Annotated in this window: 20 protein-coding genes; 7 read left to right on the forward strand and 13 right to left on the reverse strand. The window is 38.4% G+C overall.

Annotation, left to right across the window (positions count from 1 at the left end; translation table 11 throughout):
* Positions 1-69: 69 nt before the first annotated feature.
* From NFR29_RS06675 to NFR29_RS06705, 7 genes are all read right to left on the reverse strand, one after another.
* Positions 70-1,511 (reverse strand): IS3 family transposase gene (locus tag NFR29_RS06675; protein ID WP_251424770.1). Its coding sequence is split into 2 segments (ribosomal slippage): positions 70-923 and positions 923-1,511, totalling 1,443 coding nucleotides; the frame shifts between segments, so codons are not numbered across the junction.
* A gap of 138 nt (positions 1,512-1,649) precedes the next feature.
* Positions 1,650-2,021 (reverse strand): hypothetical protein, encoded by a 372-nt coding sequence (locus NFR29_RS06680; RefSeq protein ID WP_251424772.1) that lies wholly within the window; start codon positions 2,019-2,021, stop codon positions 1,650-1,652.
* Between the two features lie 67 nt (positions 2,022-2,088).
* Positions 2,089-2,292: a hypothetical protein gene (locus NFR29_RS06685; RefSeq protein WP_251424774.1), complete on the reverse strand. Its 204-nt coding sequence runs from the start codon at positions 2,290-2,292 to the stop codon at positions 2,089-2,091.
* A gap of 218 nt (positions 2,293-2,510) precedes the next feature.
* Entirely contained in the window at positions 2,511-2,879 is a 369-nt protein-coding gene (locus NFR29_RS06690) for a WapI family immunity protein (protein WP_251424776.1), read from the reverse strand.
* 202 nt (positions 2,880-3,081) lie between these two features.
* Entirely contained in the window at positions 3,082-4,122 is a 1,041-nt protein-coding gene (locus tag NFR29_RS06695) for an alcohol dehydrogenase catalytic domain-containing protein (protein ID WP_251424778.1), read from the reverse strand.
* 136 nt (positions 4,123-4,258) lie between these two features.
* Entirely contained in the window at positions 4,259-4,750 is a 492-nt protein-coding gene (locus tag NFR29_RS06700) for a hypothetical protein (RefSeq protein WP_251424780.1), read from the reverse strand.
* 65 nt (positions 4,751-4,815) lie between these two features.
* A complete protein-coding gene (locus tag NFR29_RS06705) occupies positions 4,816-5,682 on the reverse strand; it encodes a DMT family transporter (protein ID WP_251424782.1) in 867 nt (288 codons plus the stop codon).
* A gap of 448 nt (positions 5,683-6,130) precedes the next feature.
* Here NFR29_RS06705 and pflB point away from each other — a divergent pair, with 448 nt between their 5' ends.
* The 3 genes from pflB (at position 6,131) to pflA (ending at position 9,371) form a co-directional block, all read left to right on the forward strand.
* A complete protein-coding gene (gene pflB, locus NFR29_RS06710) occupies positions 6,131-8,245 on the forward strand; it encodes a formate C-acetyltransferase (RefSeq protein WP_251424784.1) in 2,115 nt (704 codons plus the stop codon).
* A gap of 74 nt (positions 8,246-8,319) precedes the next feature.
* The gene (gene grcA3, locus NFR29_RS06715) at positions 8,320-8,559 is read left to right on the forward strand and encodes an autonomous glycyl radical cofactor GrcA3 (protein ID WP_251424785.1); all 240 of its coding nucleotides are present in this window, start codon (positions 8,320-8,322) and stop codon (positions 8,557-8,559) included.
* A 44-nt stretch (positions 8,560-8,603) separates the two neighbouring features.
* Positions 8,604-9,371, forward strand: a complete 768-nt coding sequence (pflA, locus tag NFR29_RS06720; RefSeq protein ID WP_251424786.1) for a pyruvate formate-lyase-activating protein — start codon at positions 8,604-8,606, stop codon at positions 9,369-9,371.
* 407 nt (positions 9,372-9,778) lie between these two features.
* Here pflA and NFR29_RS06725 read toward each other — a convergent pair whose 3' ends face one another.
* The 3 genes from NFR29_RS06725 to NFR29_RS06735 all read right to left on the reverse strand — a co-directional run bounded on the left by NFR29_RS06725 (position 9,779) and on the right by NFR29_RS06735 (position 13,073).
* Complete coding sequence (locus tag NFR29_RS06725) at positions 9,779-10,429, reverse strand: PepSY domain-containing protein (protein ID WP_251424788.1); 651 nt, start codon at positions 10,427-10,429, stop codon at positions 9,779-9,781.
* A 247-nt stretch (positions 10,430-10,676) separates the two neighbouring features.
* On the reverse strand, positions 10,677-12,080 hold the full coding sequence (locus tag NFR29_RS06730; protein WP_251424789.1) for a hypothetical protein: 1,404 nt from the start codon (positions 12,078-12,080) through the stop codon (positions 10,677-10,679).
* Between the two features lie 42 nt (positions 12,081-12,122).
* The gene (locus NFR29_RS06735; protein WP_251424791.1) at positions 12,123-13,073 is read right to left on the reverse strand and encodes an NAD(P)-dependent oxidoreductase; all 951 of its coding nucleotides are present in this window, start codon (positions 13,071-13,073) and stop codon (positions 12,123-12,125) included.
* Between the two features lie 202 nt (positions 13,074-13,275).
* Between NFR29_RS06735 and alr the strand changes: the two genes are divergently transcribed.
* Positions 13,276-14,388, forward strand: coding sequence for an alanine racemase (gene alr, locus NFR29_RS06740; RefSeq protein ID WP_251424793.1), 1,113 nt, complete (start codon positions 13,276-13,278; stop codon positions 14,386-14,388).
* A gap of 168 nt (positions 14,389-14,556) precedes the next feature.
* On the opposite strand, the gene NFR29_RS06745 is transcribed toward alr, so the two are convergent.
* The gene (locus NFR29_RS06745; protein WP_251424795.1) at positions 14,557-15,126 is read right to left on the reverse strand and encodes a PepSY domain-containing protein; all 570 of its coding nucleotides are present in this window, start codon (positions 15,124-15,126) and stop codon (positions 14,557-14,559) included.
* 288 nt (positions 15,127-15,414) lie between these two features.
* Here NFR29_RS06745 and fliB point away from each other — a divergent pair, with 288 nt between their 5' ends.
* Positions 15,415-16,347, forward strand: a complete 933-nt coding sequence (fliB, locus tag NFR29_RS06750) for a flagellin lysine-N-methylase (protein WP_251424797.1) — start codon at positions 15,415-15,417, stop codon at positions 16,345-16,347.
* 127 nt (positions 16,348-16,474) lie between these two features.
* Here the strand turns inward: fliB and NFR29_RS06755 are convergent, their stop codons facing one another.
* A complete protein-coding gene (locus tag NFR29_RS06755) occupies positions 16,475-17,815 on the reverse strand; it encodes an anaerobic C4-dicarboxylate transporter (protein ID WP_251424799.1) in 1,341 nt (446 codons plus the stop codon).
* Positions 17,816-18,056: 241 nt separating this feature from the next.
* On the opposite strand from NFR29_RS06755, the gene NFR29_RS06760 reads away from it, so the two are divergent.
* Entirely contained in the window at positions 18,057-19,100 is a 1,044-nt protein-coding gene (locus NFR29_RS06760; RefSeq protein WP_251424801.1) for a YeiH family protein, read from the forward strand.
* 70 nt (positions 19,101-19,170) lie between these two features.
* On the forward strand, positions 19,171-19,779 hold the full coding sequence (locus tag NFR29_RS06765) for a LysE/ArgO family amino acid transporter (protein WP_251424803.1): 609 nt from the start codon (positions 19,171-19,173) through the stop codon (positions 19,777-19,779).
* Here the strand turns inward: NFR29_RS06765 and NFR29_RS06770 are convergent.
* Entirely contained in the window at positions 19,759-20,955 is a 1,197-nt protein-coding gene (locus NFR29_RS06770) for an MFS transporter (RefSeq protein WP_251424806.1), read from the reverse strand. The genes NFR29_RS06765 and NFR29_RS06770 overlap by 21 nt on opposite strands.
* Positions 20,956-20,964: the final 9 nt, after the last annotated feature.

Raw genomic sequence — 20,964 nt, forward strand, 5'->3', positions numbered from 1 at the left:
AGAACTGAACCTCCCCCCAAAAGTTAGACTTTTATTTCCGAGTAATCCAAATGGATTGCTCGGATTTTTTTATGCTGCTGTATTAGCTAGTCGATAATCAACTGGACTTAGCCAGTTTAGTTTTTCTTTAATTCGTTTTGTATTGTAATAGATAATGTAGTTCTCAATTGTAGTTTTTAACTCATCGTAACTATAAAATGTATGTCCATAGTAGATTTCTTGTTTTAGTAAAGCAAAGAAGTTTTCCATTGGTGAATTGTCTAAACAATTGCCTTTTCTCGACATACTTTGGAAGATGCCATGCTTTTTTAGATTGTGCTGATAGGCTTTCATTTGGTACGCCCAACCTCGGTCTGAATGAAAGGTTCTCCTATATGATGCATTAGCCGTAATTTCGATAGCACGTGTTTGAGCAGCGAGGATAGCTTCTGCTGATGGTTTCGGACTTATACTAAAACTTATAACTTCACTATTATACAAATCCATAAATGGATCTAAGTACAATTTTCTCACTTTCAATTCGCCATTAGCTCCGAGTTCATAATATTTAAACTCAGATGTATCTGTAGTAATTTTTTGATGAGGCTCAGTACAGTTAAATCTACGGTTCACGCGATTAGGCGCAATAGGCCCTTGAACACCTTTATAAGCATTGTACTTGCGGCTTCTATGAGAAAATGTTTTGACTTGCAGATGGAATTTTTGCAGGATACGCTGCAATTTTTTCTTATTTATGATGACCCCTTGTTGTTTTAATAAGGGCAAGAGTCTTCTATACCCATAATGGGGATGTTCTTTACGAATCTCTTCAATAGCCATTTGAATAGGCGTATCTGAATCGTCTAGTTTAAATTGTTTTTGCCAGTACATATACGTTGCTTTTGGAAACTTTAGGGCAGCAAGAATCTCTGTTAGTTTGAATTCTCCTCGGAGACTGCTAATGATTCTTGCTGTTCTTTCATTTTTCGAGCGTCCTCGAGGCGCAATCTCCTCAATTCTTTTAAATAGGCATTCTCTATTCGGGCATACAGTAATTGTTTCTCTAATTCTAAAATACGAAGTTGATCAGGTGTTAACTCTTTCTTATTTCTTTTGGTACGCTGTTTTGCTTGTACTTGTTTATTCTTTTTAGTATCTGCTTGTTCCATACTAGGTGTCCGTCCCTTCACTCGCATAGCAAACGCATCGATACCATCGTTTCGGAATTCTGATACCCATCGAGCTATTAAGGTGGAGTCGTGAAGTCCATAGTGTGATGCGATTTGCTGATACGATAATTCACTTGTTAAGTATGACTCTACCACAGATAGCTTAAATTCAGAAGTATATGTTGCATGATTGCGTTTTCTGTATAGACCTTTGAAACCAAAGTTTTTAAATGCACTGACCCACCGTTCGATTTGTGCTGCATTTTTAACGCCATACTTCTTAGCTAAATACTTGTAGCCACCTTCGTTATTCATGTATGCTGTAACAATTTTTAATTTTAACGCAAAGCTATATTTTGCCATAGAAAAACCGACCTCCTTAAGGTTAGATTGTTGGTCTAACTTTAAGGGGTCGGTTCAGTTCTAGGTGCTCTTTTTTTGCATGCATATTTTTTAGTACCTGATCATTTAACTAATCCATTGAATATGTAAATGCTAAAATTATAACAATCGCCATAAGTTATATAAAGCTATTAACATGAGGAAGATCCATTGTATCGTTCCTCCCTCCCAAATCGCAACCCCTAGTAAAGAAAAACCAATTAAAAATACTCTCCAAAGATAAGAAATACCTTTCGGTTTGTTACGATTTTTGTATCTTTTAATTAAAAAGATTATTCTTTTGGGGTTAAAAAGCCTCTTCAATCCATACTTTTGGATATATTTATATATCATTTTTAGAAAATTAAAGTTAATATATATAAAACCAATGTTTATACAAAAGAGTCCTAATACCCCCTGATATATATTACCGCGAAGTCCATCTCCGCCCATTGCAGACTCTATAAAAATAACCAAAAATACAATATCCAAAAATAGAAGACCTAATAATAGATATAAACTTTTAAAAAATCATTTTTATTATTAGCTAAAAACATATTTACTCCTCTTCATAAGGTTTAATAATTTCATACAAACTCTTTTCTTGAGGTTTTTCTTTTTTTATATTAACATCCTCCAATAGCTTACCTTTTACCTTAAGCGAAGCATCGTAGTTAGTATGATTTTCTTCATAAAATAATTTTAGCAATAGAACATGTTCTTCAACTTCCTTCTTATCTAAAAAGATAATATAGTTAACCATAATCAAGATTAATTACCCAGCTAAAAAAGACTATTTTGTTACAATTCCTTCTTTATTTAAATAGGAATGAACTCTCGCCGCTATATGAAATATGTTTGGTTGGAAAAACTAAATTCGTTATTCATAATTAGCTAGATTAGATACAGATGTAGCAATTTTAGTGTAGCAGAACATAATCTATAGCTTCTTTATTTTTTAACATTTTCTACCACCTTATATTAATTAACTGTATTATTGTTAGAGAAACTCTTAAATTGCTGAATAATACTTCGAAGTAAGCCCTGATCTGATTCGAAAGATAATTTAACCCAATTATCTTTCCAACTTCTACCTAATTGTGATTCAATTTTAATATGTCCATACTTTAACATAGTTATATGTACAAAGTCATCTGTATCAGAATCAGAAATAATTGCTTCTCCACATAAACTTTTATACATTTTTTCTAAAGTATTTAACAGTACTTCATATTCATCAAATGTAATAGAAAAAGAAGCTTTCCCTGCAAAACTTCCTCCTCTTATATATACATCATACTCATACCATCTATCATATTCCCCGAGCAAATTAATTTCTACAACACCCATCACTTCAACCCCATACTAATCTAGTTTTTGCTTTATACTTTTCTTAAAACATTCTTCTATAAATGAAAATAAAATAACCATCAATATGCTTATTATTGATGGTTATTTTATCAATTAATACAAATTAGAGCAACATGTTTAAAACTTACACTCTACTTGTACCATAAGAGTTCTATTTTATTAGAAATTCTAACTATACCTATCACTCTAAAATAATCAAAGACTTAATAGCTCTACGCTCGTCCATATCTTTATAGGCTTGGTCGATGTCTTCTAGTTTATAAGTGTGTGTAAATACGCGTCCTGGATTGATGTCGCCGTCAAGGACTGCTTTCAACAATTCTTGTTTTACATAAGTAGTTACGGACGCCGCGCCACCGCCGATGATATGGTTTTGTGCAAATGTGGAGCCCAATGCATGGTTACTATAATGAGGTACTCCTACAAAACCAATGCGACCACCATTATGAAGTACACCAAGCGCTTGGTCGATAGATGCTTCTGTACCTACGCATTCAAGAGCAACGTCAGCACCGCCGCCAAGAATTTCACGGACTTTAGCAATACCTTCTTCGCCCCGCTCTGCTACAACAGCAGTAGCACCAGATTCAAGAGCCATGTTTTGACGATCTTCATGACGACTCATGATAATAATTTGAGAAGCGCCACGCATTTTAGCAGCAATAACAGCACATTGACCAACAGCACCGTCACCGATAATAACTACTTTGTCACCTGGCTTAACATCTGCTACGCGAGCCGCATGATAACCAGTTGGCATTACATCAGCTAAGGTTAATAACGAGTTAAGCATACCTTCTGTATAGTCAGATGGTTGTCCTGGAACTTTAATTAATGCCCAATTAGCATGTTCAAATCGCATATATTCAGCTTGTACACCGGAAGACCAGTTTTCCATGCCAGGATGTTCATCACAAGTACCATCAAAACCAGCATGACAAGCATCACAATGACCACAACCATGTGTAAATGGAGCGATAACAAAATCCCCTGGTTTTACGGTCGTTACATTATCCCCGATAGCTTCAACAATACCAAGTGCTTCGTGGCCACTATTAATTTGGCCTGCTTTCATATTTTCATTTCGGTAAGACCAAAGATCCGAACCACATACGCAAGTGCGAACAATGCGGATAATAGCGTCATCAGGGCTTTGAATTTCCGGACGTGCCACATCTACGATACCTACTTGACCAGCTTTTACATATACGGCAGATTTCATTATAAAACTCCTTTCTAATGCGAATGTCCATTGCGACAATGTAATGTATTATAAAACTATTGTACATTATATATGATGATTATACATAATCAATACACAGTCTAAATAAGTGTATAAAATTATATACCTATTTAGACTATGGTTTAGTAAAATATATATTCTTTTCTATGGGACCTAATTTATCGACATTATCAACAATATTCTCTACTTCGAGAGCATAATACTTTTTCATATGCTTAATTAATAGTGCAGATTCTAAATTATTCGCAGTAAAAAACACTACACAGTGCCTATTATTATCAAAGACCATCATATTATCTTTACATATAATATATATGCATTCATGATTATTTTTTTCTTTAATATAATAGTAGTCTACTAAATAGGGCAATCTTGCTCGTTCTAAATTTGCATCTATAAAAAGATACTGGTCTCCAAATCGGCTGAAATACCCCTTTTCATTCCAAAATGTTACTAAAACATCTCTGCCTAATAAAACCGTATCTTCAGAAGATGCCAAAATATAGTTCACACCGCCTATAATACCAAGCGGAACTATAATAGATCCTAATAACAATATTAATACCCCTACTACAAGCCAAAAGATATTTATCAGTAGCTTTCTCATATAACTCCTCACTCCAAATTTAGAGTTCAACTATCTTACGCATTGTATTGCTACCTTTTCTATAATCATCTACACCGACTAAACATATACAGCGATCCTAGTATAATAGGCGCCCCAATATAAAGACCTAAATCTGGTATCTCCCCGATTATCAAGGCCGCCATGATAGCTGCTACCACTGGTGACAAGTACATAAAATTGGTCACGTCCGACACCTGTTCTGCATGCTCTAAGGCGTAACTCCAAAATACGAAGCCTAATGCACTGGACAGGATAGACAAGTAGGCAATGGCGCCCCACGTAACAGGCGGCGCAGCAGCGATGCTTTCAATAGCATGGTTAGCAAAGGGTAGCATCATAATAGCCCCTACAAACATTGACCAGGTGGCAATGGTGATGGCATCGTGCCCTTTCATAGCAAATCCTCTATTAATAATATTGTATATAGAGAATATGGTCATCCCCAACATCGTCCACAGTGCACCTGTAGGTAACGATAAGGACCCATTCCACAAAACAATAATGGCTACACCTATGAAAGCAGTGACCGTAAAGAGCCACCCTATAGGACGCATGTGGTCTTTATACACTACTAAGGCCATCAAAGCAGTCGTCATAGGCGTTAAGGCCATAATGATGCTCGACGTAGCCGCTGGTATGGTGCGCAGCCCTGCATTAAAGGCTAGCTGATACAGCACATTACCTGTCAAGCCAAGCAATAGGTAAATTCCCCACTCCCGCCACGATGTAGGAATGTGCAAGCCTTTCACCATGCCCATAATGAGCATAAATATAGCTCCTATTATAACGCGCGCCGTCGATACCGAGGTAACGTCAATATATTGTAACGCAATTTTACTAAAAGGAAATGCCGTCGCCCATACGGCAATCGTCCCTAAGGCACCAATGATCATTTTTGTGCGATTCGACATGATTCCCACTCCTGTTACATATATCACATAATAAAAGAAATACTTATAATATACTGTGTATGTACTTCATGGTACCACGGATTGCCATAATAAGATACTATAATCATTCATAATCCGAGAATTATGACACATTATTGTGTATCTATAATGCACTAAAACGATATTTATTATCAATAAATGTTACGTCACATACTAAACGATTCTTTCAGTATAGCCCTTTTCATTATTTTTATCTGTCGCCACAGCTACAGTTTTTAAAAGACAATCGGTAAACCTAGATAGTATCTAGACAGATCACTTCTTACCTTTTTCTCATCTTTAATATTGAAAATGTATATCAGTATGCCTATTGTGAAATCACAATATATTGTGTACACTATAGACATAGGAAATCTATAAGCTATAGATAAACAATATCTATAGTGTATATCCATTATGGAGGTGTAAGATGAAACATACAGCATGGAACGGTTTTAACACAGGTGTGTGGGATAAAGCCATCGATGTACGAGACTTTATCCAACGAAATTATGTACCTTACGAAGGAGATGATTCTTTCTTAGTAGGCCCTACGGAACGGACTACTAACTTATGGCAACAAGTTCTTAAATTATACGAAGAAGAACGCGCTAAAGGTGGTATGTTAGATGCAGATACATCTGTGGCAACACACATTACTGCGCATGCTCCTGGATATATTGATAAGGACTTAGAAACGATTGTCGGTTTACAAACAGATAAACCATTAAAACGCGCCATGTTCCCGTACGGCGGTCTTCGTACAGCTAAATCTGCTGTTGAAGAATACGGCTTTGAATTCGATGCCCAAACAGAAGATTTCTTCAAAAAGCATCGTAAAACGCACAATGACGGTGTATTCGACGTATACACGCCAGAAATGCGCGCAGCTCGTTCTGCGCACATCATCACTGGCTTGCCAGATGCGTACAGCCGTGGCCGTATCATCGGTGACTATCGCCGTGTAGCATTGTACGGTGTAGACCACTTAATTGAAGAAAAATTAAAAGAATTTGATATCACTATGGGCGACATGCTAGAAGAAGTGATTCGCGACCGTGAAGAAATTAAAGATCAAATTCGCTCCCTACAAGAATTAAAAGAAATGGCTGCTTCTTATGGTTACGATATTTCCGAACCAGCAAAAGACGTAAAAGAAGCGATTCAATGGTTGTACTTCGGTTACCTTGGGGCCATTAAAGAGCAAAACGGTGCGGCCATGTCCATCGGTCGTAATACCACATTTTTAGACATCTACGCTGAACGGGATTTGAAAAACGGCACGTACACAGAAGAACAAATCCAAGAATTCGTTGACCACTTCATTATGAAATTGCGTATGGTACGCTTTGCTCGTATCCACGAATACAACAACTTGTTCACTGGTGACCCAGTGTGGACTACTGAATCCATCGGTGGTATGGGTACAGACGGCCGTACATTGGTATCCAAAATGGCATTCCGCTATTTACATACATTAACTAACTTAGGCCCTGCGCCAGAACCAAACTTAACCGTATTGTGGTCTCCTCGCATGCCAATTGGCTTCCGCCGTTTCTGTGCGAAACTATCCATCGAAACGTCTTCCATTCAATATGAAAACGACGATTTGATGAGACCAAACTCTGGTGACGACTACGCTATCGCATGTTGTGTATCTCCTATGCGAATCGGTAAAGAAATGCAATTCTTCGGCGCTCGTTCCAACTTGGCAAAATGTCTATTATACGCAATCAATGGCGGCGTAGACGAAAAATCTAAAAAACAAGTAGGTCCTCGCTACCGTCCGATTACGTCTGAATACCTCGACTTCGACGAAGTATGGGAACGTTTCGATGATATGATGGAATGGCTTGCTGGCGTATATGTAAATTCCTTGAATATCATTCACTACATGCATGATAAATACGCTTACGAAAAATTAGAAATGGCATTGCATGACCGCAAAGTCACTCGTTGGTTCGCCACTGGTATTGCCGGACTTTCTGTAGTAGCTGACTCCTTATCGGCTATTAAATTTGCAAAAGTAAAACCTGTACGCGACGAAAATGGCGTCGCTGTAGAGTTTGAAATCGACGGGGACTTCCCTAAATATGGTAACGATGACGATCGAGTTGACGAATTAGCAGCGAAAGTAGTAAGTACTTTCATGAACAAAATCCGTAAACACCCTACATACCGTCATTCTGTACCAACTATGAGTTTATTAACAATTACTTCTAATGTTGTATATGGTACTGCTACTGGTTCTACACCAGACGGCCGTAAAGCGGGCGAAGCTTTCGCTCCTGGTGCGAACCCTATGCACGGTCGTGATAGCCACGGCGCTATTGCTTCCTTAGCATCTGTAGCTAAAATGCCTTGGCGCGACAGCTCTGATGGTATTTCTAATACATTCTCCATCGTTCCTGATGCGCTCGGAAAAACTGGTGAAGCATTTGTATCTATGAGCGATTTTGATTTCGATTTGGATCCGTCTCAACTTCCAAATGGCAATACGAACTTCGCTTGCAGCGAACCAAATGTTACAATAGATGAAAAGTAATCTACTTTCATAATTAATATTTACAGGGATCAACGCTTTCACCGGCGCACCCTATCTCGAAAGGAGTTATTCTTATGAACAAAGAACAACAAATCGATAATTTAGTGGAATTGTTAGATGGTTATTCCCAAAAAGGCGGTCACCATTTAAATGTTAACGTGTTCACTCGCGAAACATTGTTAGAGGCACAAAAACATCCTGAATTGTACCCTCAATTAACAGTGCGCGTATCTGGCTACGCTGTACATTTCAACAAATTAACAAAACAACAACAAGACGAAGTTATTTCTCGTACATTCCACAATCAAGTGTAATGAATCTGTGATTGCTAAGTAGCTCTATGAAAGCAGGTGAGTATATGAAAGGACGCGTTCACTCCATCGAAACGATGGGCACTGTAGACGGTCCAGGCATGCGATTCGTCGTATTCCTCCAAGGCTGTCCTATGCGCTGTGCCTATTGCCACAATCCTGATACATGGGACAATGTAGGCGACTCAACGATGATGACCATCGACGAAATTTGGGAACAATTCGAACGCAACCGAAGTTTCTATACGAATGGGGGTATTACCGTAACAGGCGGCGAACCACTCGTGCAAATCGACTTCGTCCTTGCATTATTCACCTATTTCAAAGAGCGTGGCATTCATACTTGTCTCGATACGAGCGGTATTACTTACACGCCGGTGCAGCGCAGTAAATTCGAGGCCCTCCTGGCCGTAACAGACCTCGCTATGCTCGATATCAAAGACATTGACCCGACACACCATAAGGACATTACGAAACAATCTATCGATCCTGTGAAAGCGTTCGCTAAGCTTACTACAGCAACAAATACAGACGTATGGATTCGCCACGTCATTGTACCTGGTTTGACAGACAATAAAGATCGGCACTACCGGCTAGGCTTCTTCTTAGGTGCCATGCCTAATATAAAAGCTCTCGACTGTTTGCCATACCATGTGATGGGCGTCAACAAATACAAAGAACTCAATATTCCTTATCGTCTTGAAGGCACCCAAGCAGCACCGAAAGAACTCGCCGTAGCCGCTTCTAAAACTGTATTAGCAGGTATGAAAGCCTATCGGCAGCATCAATGGAGTGTTTGGCCTCAAGAAGGATAAATAAGAATAGCGGCCAACTATATTTGCAGGTGGTTAGACGTGATTATTGCCATCCTACTAAGCAACTAGCCCATGCTCTAGCGTTAGCATTATAACGTTAAAAGCCCCTAAGGAGTAGCATTCCTTAGGGGCTTTGTGATTCATGCGAAATTCAACTCTTTGCCTGTAAATAGTATAACAAATACTACCTTAAAAAGTAAAAACTCATTACCTAGCAAGAAAAGGGAAGAAATCTTACGATTTCTTCCCTTTTCTTGTTGTGTGTTGTTTGTTGTGTGTGTTGAGAGAGTATTCTATATGTTTTGTGTGTTTGTGTGTTGTTTTGTGTTTGTATGAAAGGAGTTGTATATAATGTATTAATTATATGAATATGTGAGGTAGAGTATCCTAATGAATCGTTCTACAAATTATTGTTTATCTACATTAGACCCTACTACTTGGCCTGATGTAGCGTCAACAATAATATCTACTTGTTGATTAACAGGATCTACTAAATCAAATTCATATATAGCAGTTCCATCTTCTGTCGTTAATTCCCATTCTACCACTTTAAAATCACTGCCTACTTGCTCAGCGGCTTTCGCTGCAGCTTGTTGTGGAGAAATTACTTTTTGCATATCGATGCTGCTAACATCTGCTTGTTTTGACGTATCTATGGCTTGAGCATCTTTTGCAAGAACTTGACCTGACGCTGCATCAACTTTCACCTCCACTGCTTCTTTATTTGTGAAAGCCTCTACTTCGTACATCGGCTTATTCGTAGCATCATAAGCAATGGACGTTACTTTAGCATCTGGATAATAGTGATGCAAAATAGATACGGCACCTACATAATCGACTTGTTGCGATTGTGCACTACCTTGTGTTGATCGCACTACCTTTGGTTGCGACTGAGTCGCACTTGGCTGTGCTTCTGCAACAGTTTGTTTCGATTGTGTAGCATTCATAGGCATATTGTTCGTAGGTTGCACGCTAGCTGCACTAGCAACCCCTGCAAGTAGGACAGTACTTACACTAAGAGAACATAATATTCTAGATAAGTTATTATATCTTTTCATGTTCATTACCTCCTTTAATTAAATTTGCCTAATAAAAAAACAATCAGTAGATATGATTCAATCTACTGATATATAATTTAATATGATAAAATGAATTGACTGTGAGATTATACATTAAATTTGCATGAATCCATTCATGAAAGTTCGGTTAAACAAAAAAGAGCAATATACTAAGTCTTTCCTTGTATATTGCTCTTTTCTATTTTTATAACTTATATATGTGCCCTATTACTATAGTTCAACTGGGTTATAGTCTTTTTATTTCCTTCCCTTCAGCATCATAATATATAGTAATAACTTGTCCATTTTCGTTTTTAGAGTGAACAAGTTTATGATAAACTTGATTACCACTCAATCCTTTCATACCTATAGTATTCACAGGTTTACCATCAAGGCCAAAAAACGCCCAGCTTGACGGCCGGTCTTCATCTTCCCACATAAAAGATACCTTAGCAACATCATCACCTTGAGCATCAAATAGATCCGTAGTCACAGGTTGTCCATCTTTAAGCCATTCTATAGAGTCAATATAGCCCTCTCCACTATAATTCAATTTAATCACAGTAGCACCTTTTGTATTTAATTCAATCGGTTTACCATCTACCCCTTTAGTATGAATTTCTAGTATATTACCATTCTTATCTCTCACAACAGCAATTTCAGCAATCCCTGTTCTCTCCGGAATACTATGACCTCTTACTCCACGATAAGACCCTATACCGTTAGGACTGCCATCTGAATGTTTAAATCTAACAGCAGTCAACCCACTATCATTATATACATATTCAACTACAGGAGTAATAAAGTAAAATGGTAATCCTTGAAAATTTCTAATAAAACTTAATGGGCCTTGAATAAATTCTAGTTCTAACGGCAAAGATTCTATCTTATCATAAGACTGACTTTCTCCTAAATAATTTTCAACTCGAACTACACGACCTTTCTCATCATATATTAATGTATGTTTTATTTTAACTGTCCCATCTTGATTTAAAGAAGTGATAGCTACAGCACGATTAGGATTTTTTTCGTCATACTCGTATTTTACACTAGCAGGTAAATCCGCTAATACAACTTTAAAAGTCCTTTCTATATCCATAGGAGTTACTGTACTAACTCGTCCTTTATCATCATACGAAATTCTATGATGTGGAACATCATAATCTCTGAGCATTCCCAAACTATAGGAAAAAATATCCGTTACCTTTTTATTATCATCTAACTGTAACCGTATAGAATCAGCCCCCAAAAATCCAGGAATAGCTCTTCCTGCAGAATCAAAGGAATCATATTTCATAGTATCATTTTCATAACTAATACGAATTTGGTGAAACTTTCCATGCGTACCAAGATATCTATCTTCTAATAAAGTATCTACTTTATGCCCATTATTATAAGCAGTAATTTGTTTTATCCTCGACTTATCTTGCTCATCCATTTCAATATGATAAACCAGACCAGCGTTTTTAGAATCTCTTTCATTAACTCGTTGCTTAACGTAAAAAGTACCAGCACTATCCATAGTTAATTGTTTAAAATAACCTTCTGACGCTTTTTCTTCTTTATAGTCAGTCCCACCTCCTGTAAGTAGTATAGCAATAATAAGCATAGAGCTAATACAAAATAGTTTAAAAAAACTTAATATTTTCATAATAATATCCCCTCAATAAAATCCTATCTCCCCTAACATCTCCTAGGACACTACATTTATCGGCGTCCCCTTAAAGAAGTTTTCCACATTATCTTTCACAATGCCTACCAATCGCTGCCGTGTTTCTAACCCTTTCCATCCCATATGAGGGGTAATGATCACATTGTCCAATGTATATAACGGACTATCTGCCGCTGGCGGTTCTACCTCTTGTACGTCTAGGCCTGCGCCACCAATGATATGGGCTGCTAGCGCATCACATAGATCTTTTTCATTAATGAGTCCACCACGGCCTGTGTTAAGAATAACTGCATTAGGTTTCATCTTAGCAATAGTATCTTTGTTAATAATGTGTTTAGTGCTTTCATTTAATGGACAGTGTAAGGAAATATAATCACTGTTCGTTAATAATTCATCAAGGCTGACATAGCGAATGCCATCGCTATCTTCTTTCGGCGTACGAGTATAGATTAAAATATTCATGCCTAATGCTTGAGCCACCTTCACTACTTCCATTCCGATACGACCGGCACCAATAATACCGAGTGTTTTGCCATTAATTTCTACATGAGGCACTTGCAAATACTCCGTAAAGTTGCTACGGTCACCTGTAGCAAGCATAGCGATTTGACGGTGCATAGTAGACGCAAAATTCATGAGCATCATAATCACCGTATGGGCTACACGTTGGGTACTGTACGCTGGAATATTACACACCGTAATACCTTTAGTACGTGCCGCATCAAGGTCAATATTGTTATATCCTGTACCCGCTTCCACGATAAGCTCTACAGAATCTGGAAATTGATTAATTAAATCAGCCCCTACTGGCAATTCCTTTGTCACCACCACTCGAGCACCTTGAATGCGTTCAATGAACTCGTCATTTGTGCTATCATCGTAAACAACTACATCATTAGAGAGCACAGAAAAATCTAGCAATCCGTCATAATTCATTTTCTTTGCGTTCACCACTACTACTCGTTCGTTCATAAAAGCCTCCTATCTATGCCCAATTCTCATTCTATCTAAAGCGACTGAAACTATGCGAGCTTTCAGTATGATACTTTCATAAATATTATACTATGTTTTCATCAAAAGAATGCATAGTATTTCATAGCCAATTAACAAAAGTATTGAGAATTTCTGAAAAAGGTATACAATAATAGTATGTATTTTAGGAGTGATAATTAGTATGAGACCAGCCTATTTAACGATAGACACCTCGCTTGTTCGCGAGAATTTACGAAAAATTAAAGATAGCCTGCCTGAATGGAGCACATCTACATCAGTGGTAAAAGCCAACGGTTACGGTCACGGTAGTGTTATGATGGGCCGTATCGCCATCGAAGAAGGTTATGAATCCTTAGCGGTAGCCATCCCCGAAGAAGCGGTACCTCTGCGCGATGCTGGAATTATGGTGCCTATCTATTTATTGGGCTTAACACGACCACAATCGTTTGAACTCATTGCAGATACAAATTCCATTCCAGCAGTTTGCGAATCTACCGATTTAGAAGCCCTTAACCGAACAGCTAGCAATCATGATATGATTATCCGCGTTACCGTCGCTGTCGATACAGGTATGCACCGCATCGGTATTCAGCCAGAGAACGCCATTGAGTTTATCAAATATGTGGAAAGCTTTGATCACCTCGAAATTGACGGTTTCTTCTCTCATATGAGCAATGCTGACGCTGCGGATCAAACCCATGCCCATGGGCAAGCAGAGCGATTCCACACAATGGTAGATGCCATTCGTCAATTTAGACCAGACGCAGATTATCGTTTCTCCCTCGCCAATAGCGCAGGGCTGTTAGCAGTAAAAGATAGCTTATTTACCGATGCTCGTCCTGGTATTATTCAATATGGCATTATGCCCTCTCTCGATGTACCGAATCGCCTTGGATTAAAGCCAGTACTATCCTTCCATAGTGAAGTCGTACATGTCCAACACTTGCCAGCTGGCGAAGGTATCGGCTATGGCGCTACCTATGTAACACCTGAGCCTATGGCCATCGCTACGATTCCTGTAGGCTATGCCGATGGGTATCCTCGCAGTTTATCTAACCGCGGCTCCGTCCTCATTCACGGTACCCGTTGTCCTGTAGTAGGACGCATCTGTATGGATCAATTCATGGTGGCTGTACCATCTACCATTACCGTTAATCCCGGTGATAAAGTAGTACTGTTAGGTTCACAAGGGCATGAAAGCATTTCTGCATTAGAAATTGCCGCCCTTGCGTCGACCATCCCCTATGAAATCTTTACGGGATTTTCTGAGCGCATTCCGCGACAATATATTTAGTCCTTCCTATAGTCTTATGACAGCATAAACCATATAATACAAAAACCCCGCCGAAAGGCGGGGTTTTATCGTATAAAGCTACATATAAAAGCTTATTATATATTTATATTTTTATTATGTGTGTGTTGTGTATATAAGGGCTTATAGGATTAAGTTCTATGAACAAAACTATTTTTTATCTTTTTTGACAGATAATAATTCACCTGTAGCAGCATCGATTTTAACATCGATTTCACCTTGCGTTGCTGTGCCGAAGCTTACTTCATAAACAATTTTATTGCCTTCTTTTTTTACAGACCAATCGTCAAGGCTTGTCGCTTCACCTTTTGTTTGAGCAAAAGCATAGTTCACAACTGCTGCTGGTGGCAAAATAGCACTTGGATCGATAGCACGACGACCTAAGGAAGATTTATATTCACCATCGCGTTCTTCTACTACTTGGTTTGTAGCTGGATAATATTTCAAATCATATTTACCAGTACCATCAAAACCATCTACTTCATATTTCAACATGCCATTGTCACTATCGAAAGAGATTTCAGTAATTGTTGCATTTGGACGATTTTGAAGGAATGCATTCAACACAGCGTTAGCACCTACGATAGCAGCATGATTTTCATCTACTACAGCTACAGTTGGTTGTACAGGAATTGGTTTTTCCGCTTCTACTACAGGAACGTTCACTGCAAACGTTGCTAATGCTAATAAAATGCTGCCTTTTAATACTAAAGATTTCATGTCTTTCTCCTTTATGGATTAAATACATTTAACTTTTTCTATGTGTTTATTATACACTAAATCGTTCAATTTGACACATTCATATTCATATATTCATGATTGCTGTCCATTGACTCTACCCAAACTATACTATACTCTTATTACAAAAGAATAACTAAATTATTACAAATCCCTTACAACTAATCTTGTTTGTAAATATCGCTAGTAACTATATGTTTATAACAGGTTTTCTACTAATCTGTTGAACATCCTTATCACTCTATTTATGAAAGTCCCTACTGAAAGCTTATGATATCAATTTACCCAACCTTTTACCATACCTTCCAATGTAAAGCCCATAACTGCCAATATACGTGTTGCCAAAAATGGGATGTGCCTATCGACGACGATACGGCTAATTTTTACAATACATTAACTACCCCTCTAGGAGAAAAACTACGCCATACAATGACTGCCGACGAAAACGGTTATTCCTTCGTATTCCCGGAGGATAAACCACGCTGTCCACTTCTCACCCCGAATGGCCTCTGCCAGATCATACTAGAACTAGGCGAAGACGCCCTCTCTGACGTATGCACTAACCATCCGCGGTTCTATAAATATATCGAAGATTTAGAACTCTGCGGTGTAGGCCTATCTTGTGAGGCTGCTGTAGAAGGTTTATTAAATAATGACAACAAAGATATAACATTTACTATTGAAGATGACAATATAGCAATCGACAACGAATCTGATACTATACTACTCGATAGCGACCGAAACACACTGTCTTTAGAAAGTATCTTTCACCTCTTAGGGTTACCAATCAATCCAGCTCTACTGCGTTACATGCCTACTTTTGATACCTTTTATTATAAAATCATACTCAATACTTACGCCCTAACAGATCCAGTCGATGCAGCATGGACAGATGAACTTCAACTAGTAGAAACAGAGTTAACTGCTAAAAATGATCTATCACAACGGCTCGTAAAAACTGTTACCGCAAACGAACTTGCACTACAGCGCATCTATCAATATATCCTCTATCGCCAACTCGATATGTTAGCCGATTATTCTCTACCTGTACTTCTCCAATACGCCAAGGAGGCAACTCATTTTATCCTACTATGCACGGCCCTAAGAGGCAATTTACCAGAACAAATTAGACGCTGGTCTGAACAAATGGAATATAATGAAGATAATATTGTATTCTTATTAAATTATTACAGTCAAGGTTAACATAAAATTATAGTGATAATCAATATAACGATTATAACCTTAAAGCATACTTTAAGGGCAAGCATAATATATAGATTCATATAAACTATAAAAATAGGGATAGGTATTAAACCTATCCCTATAACTATTAAATTATAAGAGGTGCCACTACAAATCCCAATGCTACCGCAATAGCAATAGTCAATACACCAGGAATAAAGAACGGATGATTGAAAACAAATTTACCAATCCGCGTCGTTCCTGTATCATCCATTTGTACTGCACCAAGCAATGTTGGATATGTTGGTAATACAAATAGGGCAGATACAGCCGCAAAGGATGCAATAATAATATATACATTCTCCGTATTCTCTGGCGTAATACCAAGAGCCAAGATTACTGCTGGTACCAAGGCCTGCGTAGTAGCTGCTTGACTATATAACAATGTACTAGCAAAGAAGAATGCTACTGCTAACAAGAAAGGATAAGCACTAACCAAATCAGCTGCCACCGCTTTGATTTCCGGAATGTGACCTCTTACGAAGGTATCACCTAACCACGCTACACCTAATACACAGACGCAGGCAGATAAGCCAGATTTAAAAGTACTTGTATTTACCAAATCAGCTGTATCGATTTTGCAGAAATAAGTAATAGCTGTCGCAATAATCATCATAAATCCAATGATAGCATCGTTTCGACCGAAAATAACTGGTGAAATAAGGCCGATATTTTTAGAAATCGCCGTTGCATAGAATACGATGGCAAGAACGCCAATAAAGAAAATCCATACCGATGTTTTTGCATATGGTTTCAATTGGAAATCAGAGTCTTTTTCGCGAGCTACAGACACGTGCCCAGCTGCTAATCGTTCACGATATACAGGATCAGAATCTAAATCATTATTACTAAAATTAGACATAATGAAAGCCGTTACCATAACAGCTATAAAAGTTGTAGAAATACAGATAGCTAATAGTGCTGGATAACTCACCCCAAAAGGCTCTAAAAATCCGCTCATCGCTACTACCGCAGCAGATACAGGGCTCGCAGTAATACCAATTTGGCTAGCTACAACAGCAATCGACAATGGCACAGAAGGCTTAATATTTTCGCTTTTTGCCACTTCTACAATAACAGGAATCATTGAAAACGCCGTATGACCTGTACCAGCTAAAATCGTTAAAAAATACGTAACAGTAGGTGCTAAATAGTTTATGTGCTTTGGATTTTTACGAAGCAAATTTTCTGCAATACGTACAAGATAATCCAAACCACCAGCTAATTGCATAGCACAAATGGCAGCAATAGCAGACATAATGATGAGAATTACATCCCATGGAATCTTTCCAGGGAACATCCCCATGCCAAGACTCAGCAATACTACACCAAGACCACCGGCATAACCAATCCCCATCCCTCCTAGGCGTACACCAAGAAAGATAGCACCAAATAAAATAATAATTTGCAGGATTACATATATATCCATACTAAAACCTCCTTACTCTATACTAATATATTACCATATGTGACATTTACATCAAACAAACTATATATATGACTTCTAGTGCATCATAACTCTCGATAAACTATGGCTCTAACAGGCTATATATCGATTTTTTTATATTAGATTTAAAAACCCTCACTGTGGTACTATTAACATAGATTCAAAGAGGATTGGTATATCATACCGCAACAATGTATAGTTTGTATCATTAGGAGGTTTTACAATGGGTATTAATGCCACTACATTACCAGGTGTTTTACTTTGCTTTATTCTAGCTATTCCTTGCTGGTTTCTCGGCCAACAGTTCAATCTCATTGGCAGTCCTATTTTTGCCATTATTCTAGGTATTATTATTGGATCTTTTTTTACAGCCTGGAAACGAGAAAAAACTGCAGCTGGTATTGCTTTCACATCTAAAAAGATTTTACAATGGGCCGTTATTTTGCTCGGCTTTGGCTTGAATATTACGCAAGTTCTACACGTTGGATGGCTTTCATTGCCTGTTATTATTACAACCATCCTAACCTCTCTTGTAATAGCATACATCATTTTTAAAAGTACTAACATCGAGTCTAACACGGCCGTACTCATCGGCGTAGGCTCCTCCATTTGTGGCGGTTCTGCTATCGCTGCAGCGGCTCCTGTTATTAAAGCCAGTGATCAAGATATTGCGCAAGCCATCTCTGTTGTCTTCTTCTTCAATGTGGTAGCCGCTTTCATTTTCCCTCCTTTGGGAGATGCACTCCATCTAACTAATATGGGATTTGGTCTCTTTGCTGGCACTGCTGTTAACGACACATCATCTGTAACTGCTACTGCCGCCGCTTGGGATAGCATGAAAGGAACGGGTACACAAGTACTAGAATACGCTACAATTGTCAAACTAACTCGTACACTAGCAATTATTCCTATCTGTTTAGCCCTCGCTAGCTACCAAGTATACAAGGCTAAACAAAATGCCATTGAAACAGGTGAAGCAAATGCTGTAAAAGTAAGTGCCATTTTCCCTAAATTTGTCCTCTATTTCATTATCTGCTCTCTCATTACCACTGCGTTGTCTTATATGAAAGTAGACATCCATTTTCTCGACTATTTCAAAACAATTTCTAAATATTTCATTACTATGGCCATGGTAGCTATCGGGCTAAATACAAATATTGTAAAACTCATTCGATCTGGTGGCTCTGCTCTCGCTTTAGGTGCAGCTTGTTGGATTGCCATTTCTATTATGAGTCTAGGTGTGCAACATGTAATGGGATTATGGTAATATAAAAGCTCCCAAGTGATATAATAAGGATATATCACTTGGGAGCTTTTACTATAAAGAAGGAGTATCTATGTATTTTCTACAAGGCTTATTAATTGGCCTCGCCACATTTGCCCCTATAGGGATGCAAAATCTCTTCATCATCAATACAGCACTTACGAGACCTATCAAACATATTATTTTGACCATTATTATCGTCGGCCTCTTCGACATGACATTAAGTACAGCGGCCTTTTTTGGCATAGGTGCACTCCTCGAAACATGGCCTATGTTAAAACTCGCCTTTCTCATTATAGGCGGTGGTATCGTTACCTACATGGGATATTCCATTTTTGGTGCCGAAGCCTCTTTAGAGCGAGTAGACACGAATATTCCTATACGAAAAATCATTACAATGGGCTTCGTCGTGTCTTGGGGGAATCCACAAGCTATTATCGATGCCACTATGATGCTTGGTGCCTTTCGCGCCAACATCCCATCCGACTACGTGTACCATTTTTTCGCTGGCTTCCTTTCTATGACGCCTATTTGGTTCGGTTTTTTGGCCACCATTATGTACTTGCTGGCACAAAAGATAAAAATATCTCATCTCGTTTGGATTAATCGCATTTGTGGTGCTGTACTCATTATATACGGTATAAAACTAGTAATAGATGGATTATCTATGTTGATTGCTTAATAAAGTCCGCCACACACTAATAGCGGCAACTAAAAATATAGCAGCAGTTGTCCAAAAGACAGCTCCATATCCAAACCAATTCGCAATAATTCCGCTACTGACAGGACCAAGGACATTCCCCATCATCACAAGACTCGACAACGTACCAAAGACGATACCTCTCCGTTCAGCCGGTACCGATCGAGATACTAGTGTATTCGCTATAGGTGTTATAAATCCTATAAAAAATCCTGTCAAACTACGCGCAATGCCAAGCCCCCATACATGAGGCATATAATATTGCAACACAAAAAATACTGCTACTGCAAAAGTCGTTACTACTAATATGCGCTCCATACCTACTAATTTTGTTATCCTCGCAATAGACAGTGACGCTAACGCACTCAACAATCCTGCCCCAAAGATAATAATACCTACAATAGTAGCTACATATTCACTGGGAACGGTCATATAATGTTTAATATAAAGTGGCAAAATAGGGCCGATACCGGTAATACCGAAATTTGATAGAAATAACAAGCCTACTAATATACGTACCTGAGGAATGGAAAGAAAATATTTCATCAAGGAAAACTGAGATTCATTATTACTCACTTTATATTCAAACTCTACGTTAGGCATGAGACAAGCAATAGCTAAAAAACATAGGGCAGATACAGCAGAAAAAAGAAAGAATGGCATACGATATCCCATGATATCTGCTGATAACCCTCCTAAGAGGGGACCAAAAACAAGGCCCATTACAAGCGCCGCTTGAAACATCCCCATAGCGGATGGCAATTTTTCTTCTGGCGTAAACTGTGTAATCACTGCTAATCCAATGGGTACAAAACCGCCCACTAAGCCCTGTAGTATTCGTAATATAAATAGCTGCGTTGGTGTTTCCACTAAACCAGACAAGAAAACAGCTATAGACAGAGTAGCCAAAATAGCCATAAGGACCTTTTTAGGCCCTCTTTTATTAGCCTGCAACGACCAATACGGGGCACTGACTGCCACCATGAGCGGCGTTACACCAGATATAATACCTGCCCACATAGCCGCTTCCCCTTGATCATGTAGGCCTAACTCACTCAAGTATAAGGGTATAAATGATACAATACCTATAATCGTAATCCCTGTGCCAACTTGAACGACGCACAGGAGATATAACAATGACTTCCAAGAAAATTTCATACTATGCCT

This window comes from Veillonella agrestimuris (genome assembly GCF_943193065.1).
GTDB lineage: Bacteria > Bacillota > Negativicutes > Veillonellales > Veillonellaceae > Veillonella > Veillonella agrestimuris.

Bases quoted from the DNA above. Each gene is read 5' to 3' on its own strand.
- NFR29_RS06690 (WP_251424776.1), bottom strand. From the start codon at position 2,879: ATGGGTGTTGTAGAAATTAATTTGCTCGGGGAATATGATAGATGGTAT.
- NFR29_RS06745 (WP_251424795.1), bottom strand. From the start codon at position 15,126: ATGAAATCTTTAGTATTAAAAGGCAGCATTTTATTAGCATTAGCAACG.
- NFR29_RS06765 (WP_251424803.1), top strand. From the start codon at position 19,171: ATGTATTTTCTACAAGGCTTATTAATTGGCCTCGCCACATTTGCCCCT.
- NFR29_RS06770 (WP_251424806.1), bottom strand. From the start codon at position 20,955: ATGAAATTTTCTTGGAAGTCATTGTTATATCTCCTGTGCGTCGTTCAA.
- NFR29_RS06730 (WP_251424789.1), bottom strand. From the start codon at position 12,080: ATGAAAATATTAAGTTTTTTTAAACTATTTTGTATTAGCTCTATGCTT.
- grcA3 (WP_251424785.1), top strand. From the start codon at position 8,320: ATGAACAAAGAACAACAAATCGATAATTTAGTGGAATTGTTAGATGGT.
- NFR29_RS06695 (WP_251424778.1), bottom strand. From the start codon at position 4,122: ATGAAATCTGCCGTATATGTAAAAGCTGGTCAAGTAGGTATCGTAGAT.
- NFR29_RS06705 (WP_251424782.1), bottom strand. From the start codon at position 5,682: ATGTCGAATCGCACAAAAATGATCATTGGTGCCTTAGGGACGATTGCC.
- NFR29_RS06685 (WP_251424774.1), bottom strand. From the start codon at position 2,292: ATGGTTAACTATATTATCTTTTTAGATAAGAAGGAAGTTGAAGAACAT.
- NFR29_RS06735 (WP_251424791.1), bottom strand. From the start codon at position 13,073: ATGAACGAACGAGTAGTAGTGGTGAACGCAAAGAAAATGAATTATGAC.
- pflB (WP_251424784.1), top strand. From the start codon at position 6,131: ATGAAACATACAGCATGGAACGGTTTTAACACAGGTGTGTGGGATAAA.
- pflA (WP_251424786.1), top strand. From the start codon at position 8,604: ATGAAAGGACGCGTTCACTCCATCGAAACGATGGGCACTGTAGACGGT.
- alr (WP_251424793.1), top strand. From the start codon at position 13,276: ATGAGACCAGCCTATTTAACGATAGACACCTCGCTTGTTCGCGAGAAT.
- NFR29_RS06700 (WP_251424780.1), bottom strand. From the start codon at position 4,750: ATGAGAAAGCTACTGATAAATATCTTTTGGCTTGTAGTAGGGGTATTA.
- NFR29_RS06760 (WP_251424801.1), top strand. From the start codon at position 18,057: ATGGGTATTAATGCCACTACATTACCAGGTGTTTTACTTTGCTTTATT.
- fliB (WP_251424797.1), top strand. From the start codon at position 15,415: ATGATATCAATTTACCCAACCTTTTACCATACCTTCCAATGTAAAGCC.
- NFR29_RS06755 (WP_251424799.1), bottom strand. From the start codon at position 17,815: ATGGATATATATGTAATCCTGCAAATTATTATTTTATTTGGTGCTATC.
- NFR29_RS06725 (WP_251424788.1), bottom strand. From the start codon at position 10,429: ATGAAAAGATATAATAACTTATCTAGAATATTATGTTCTCTTAGTGTA.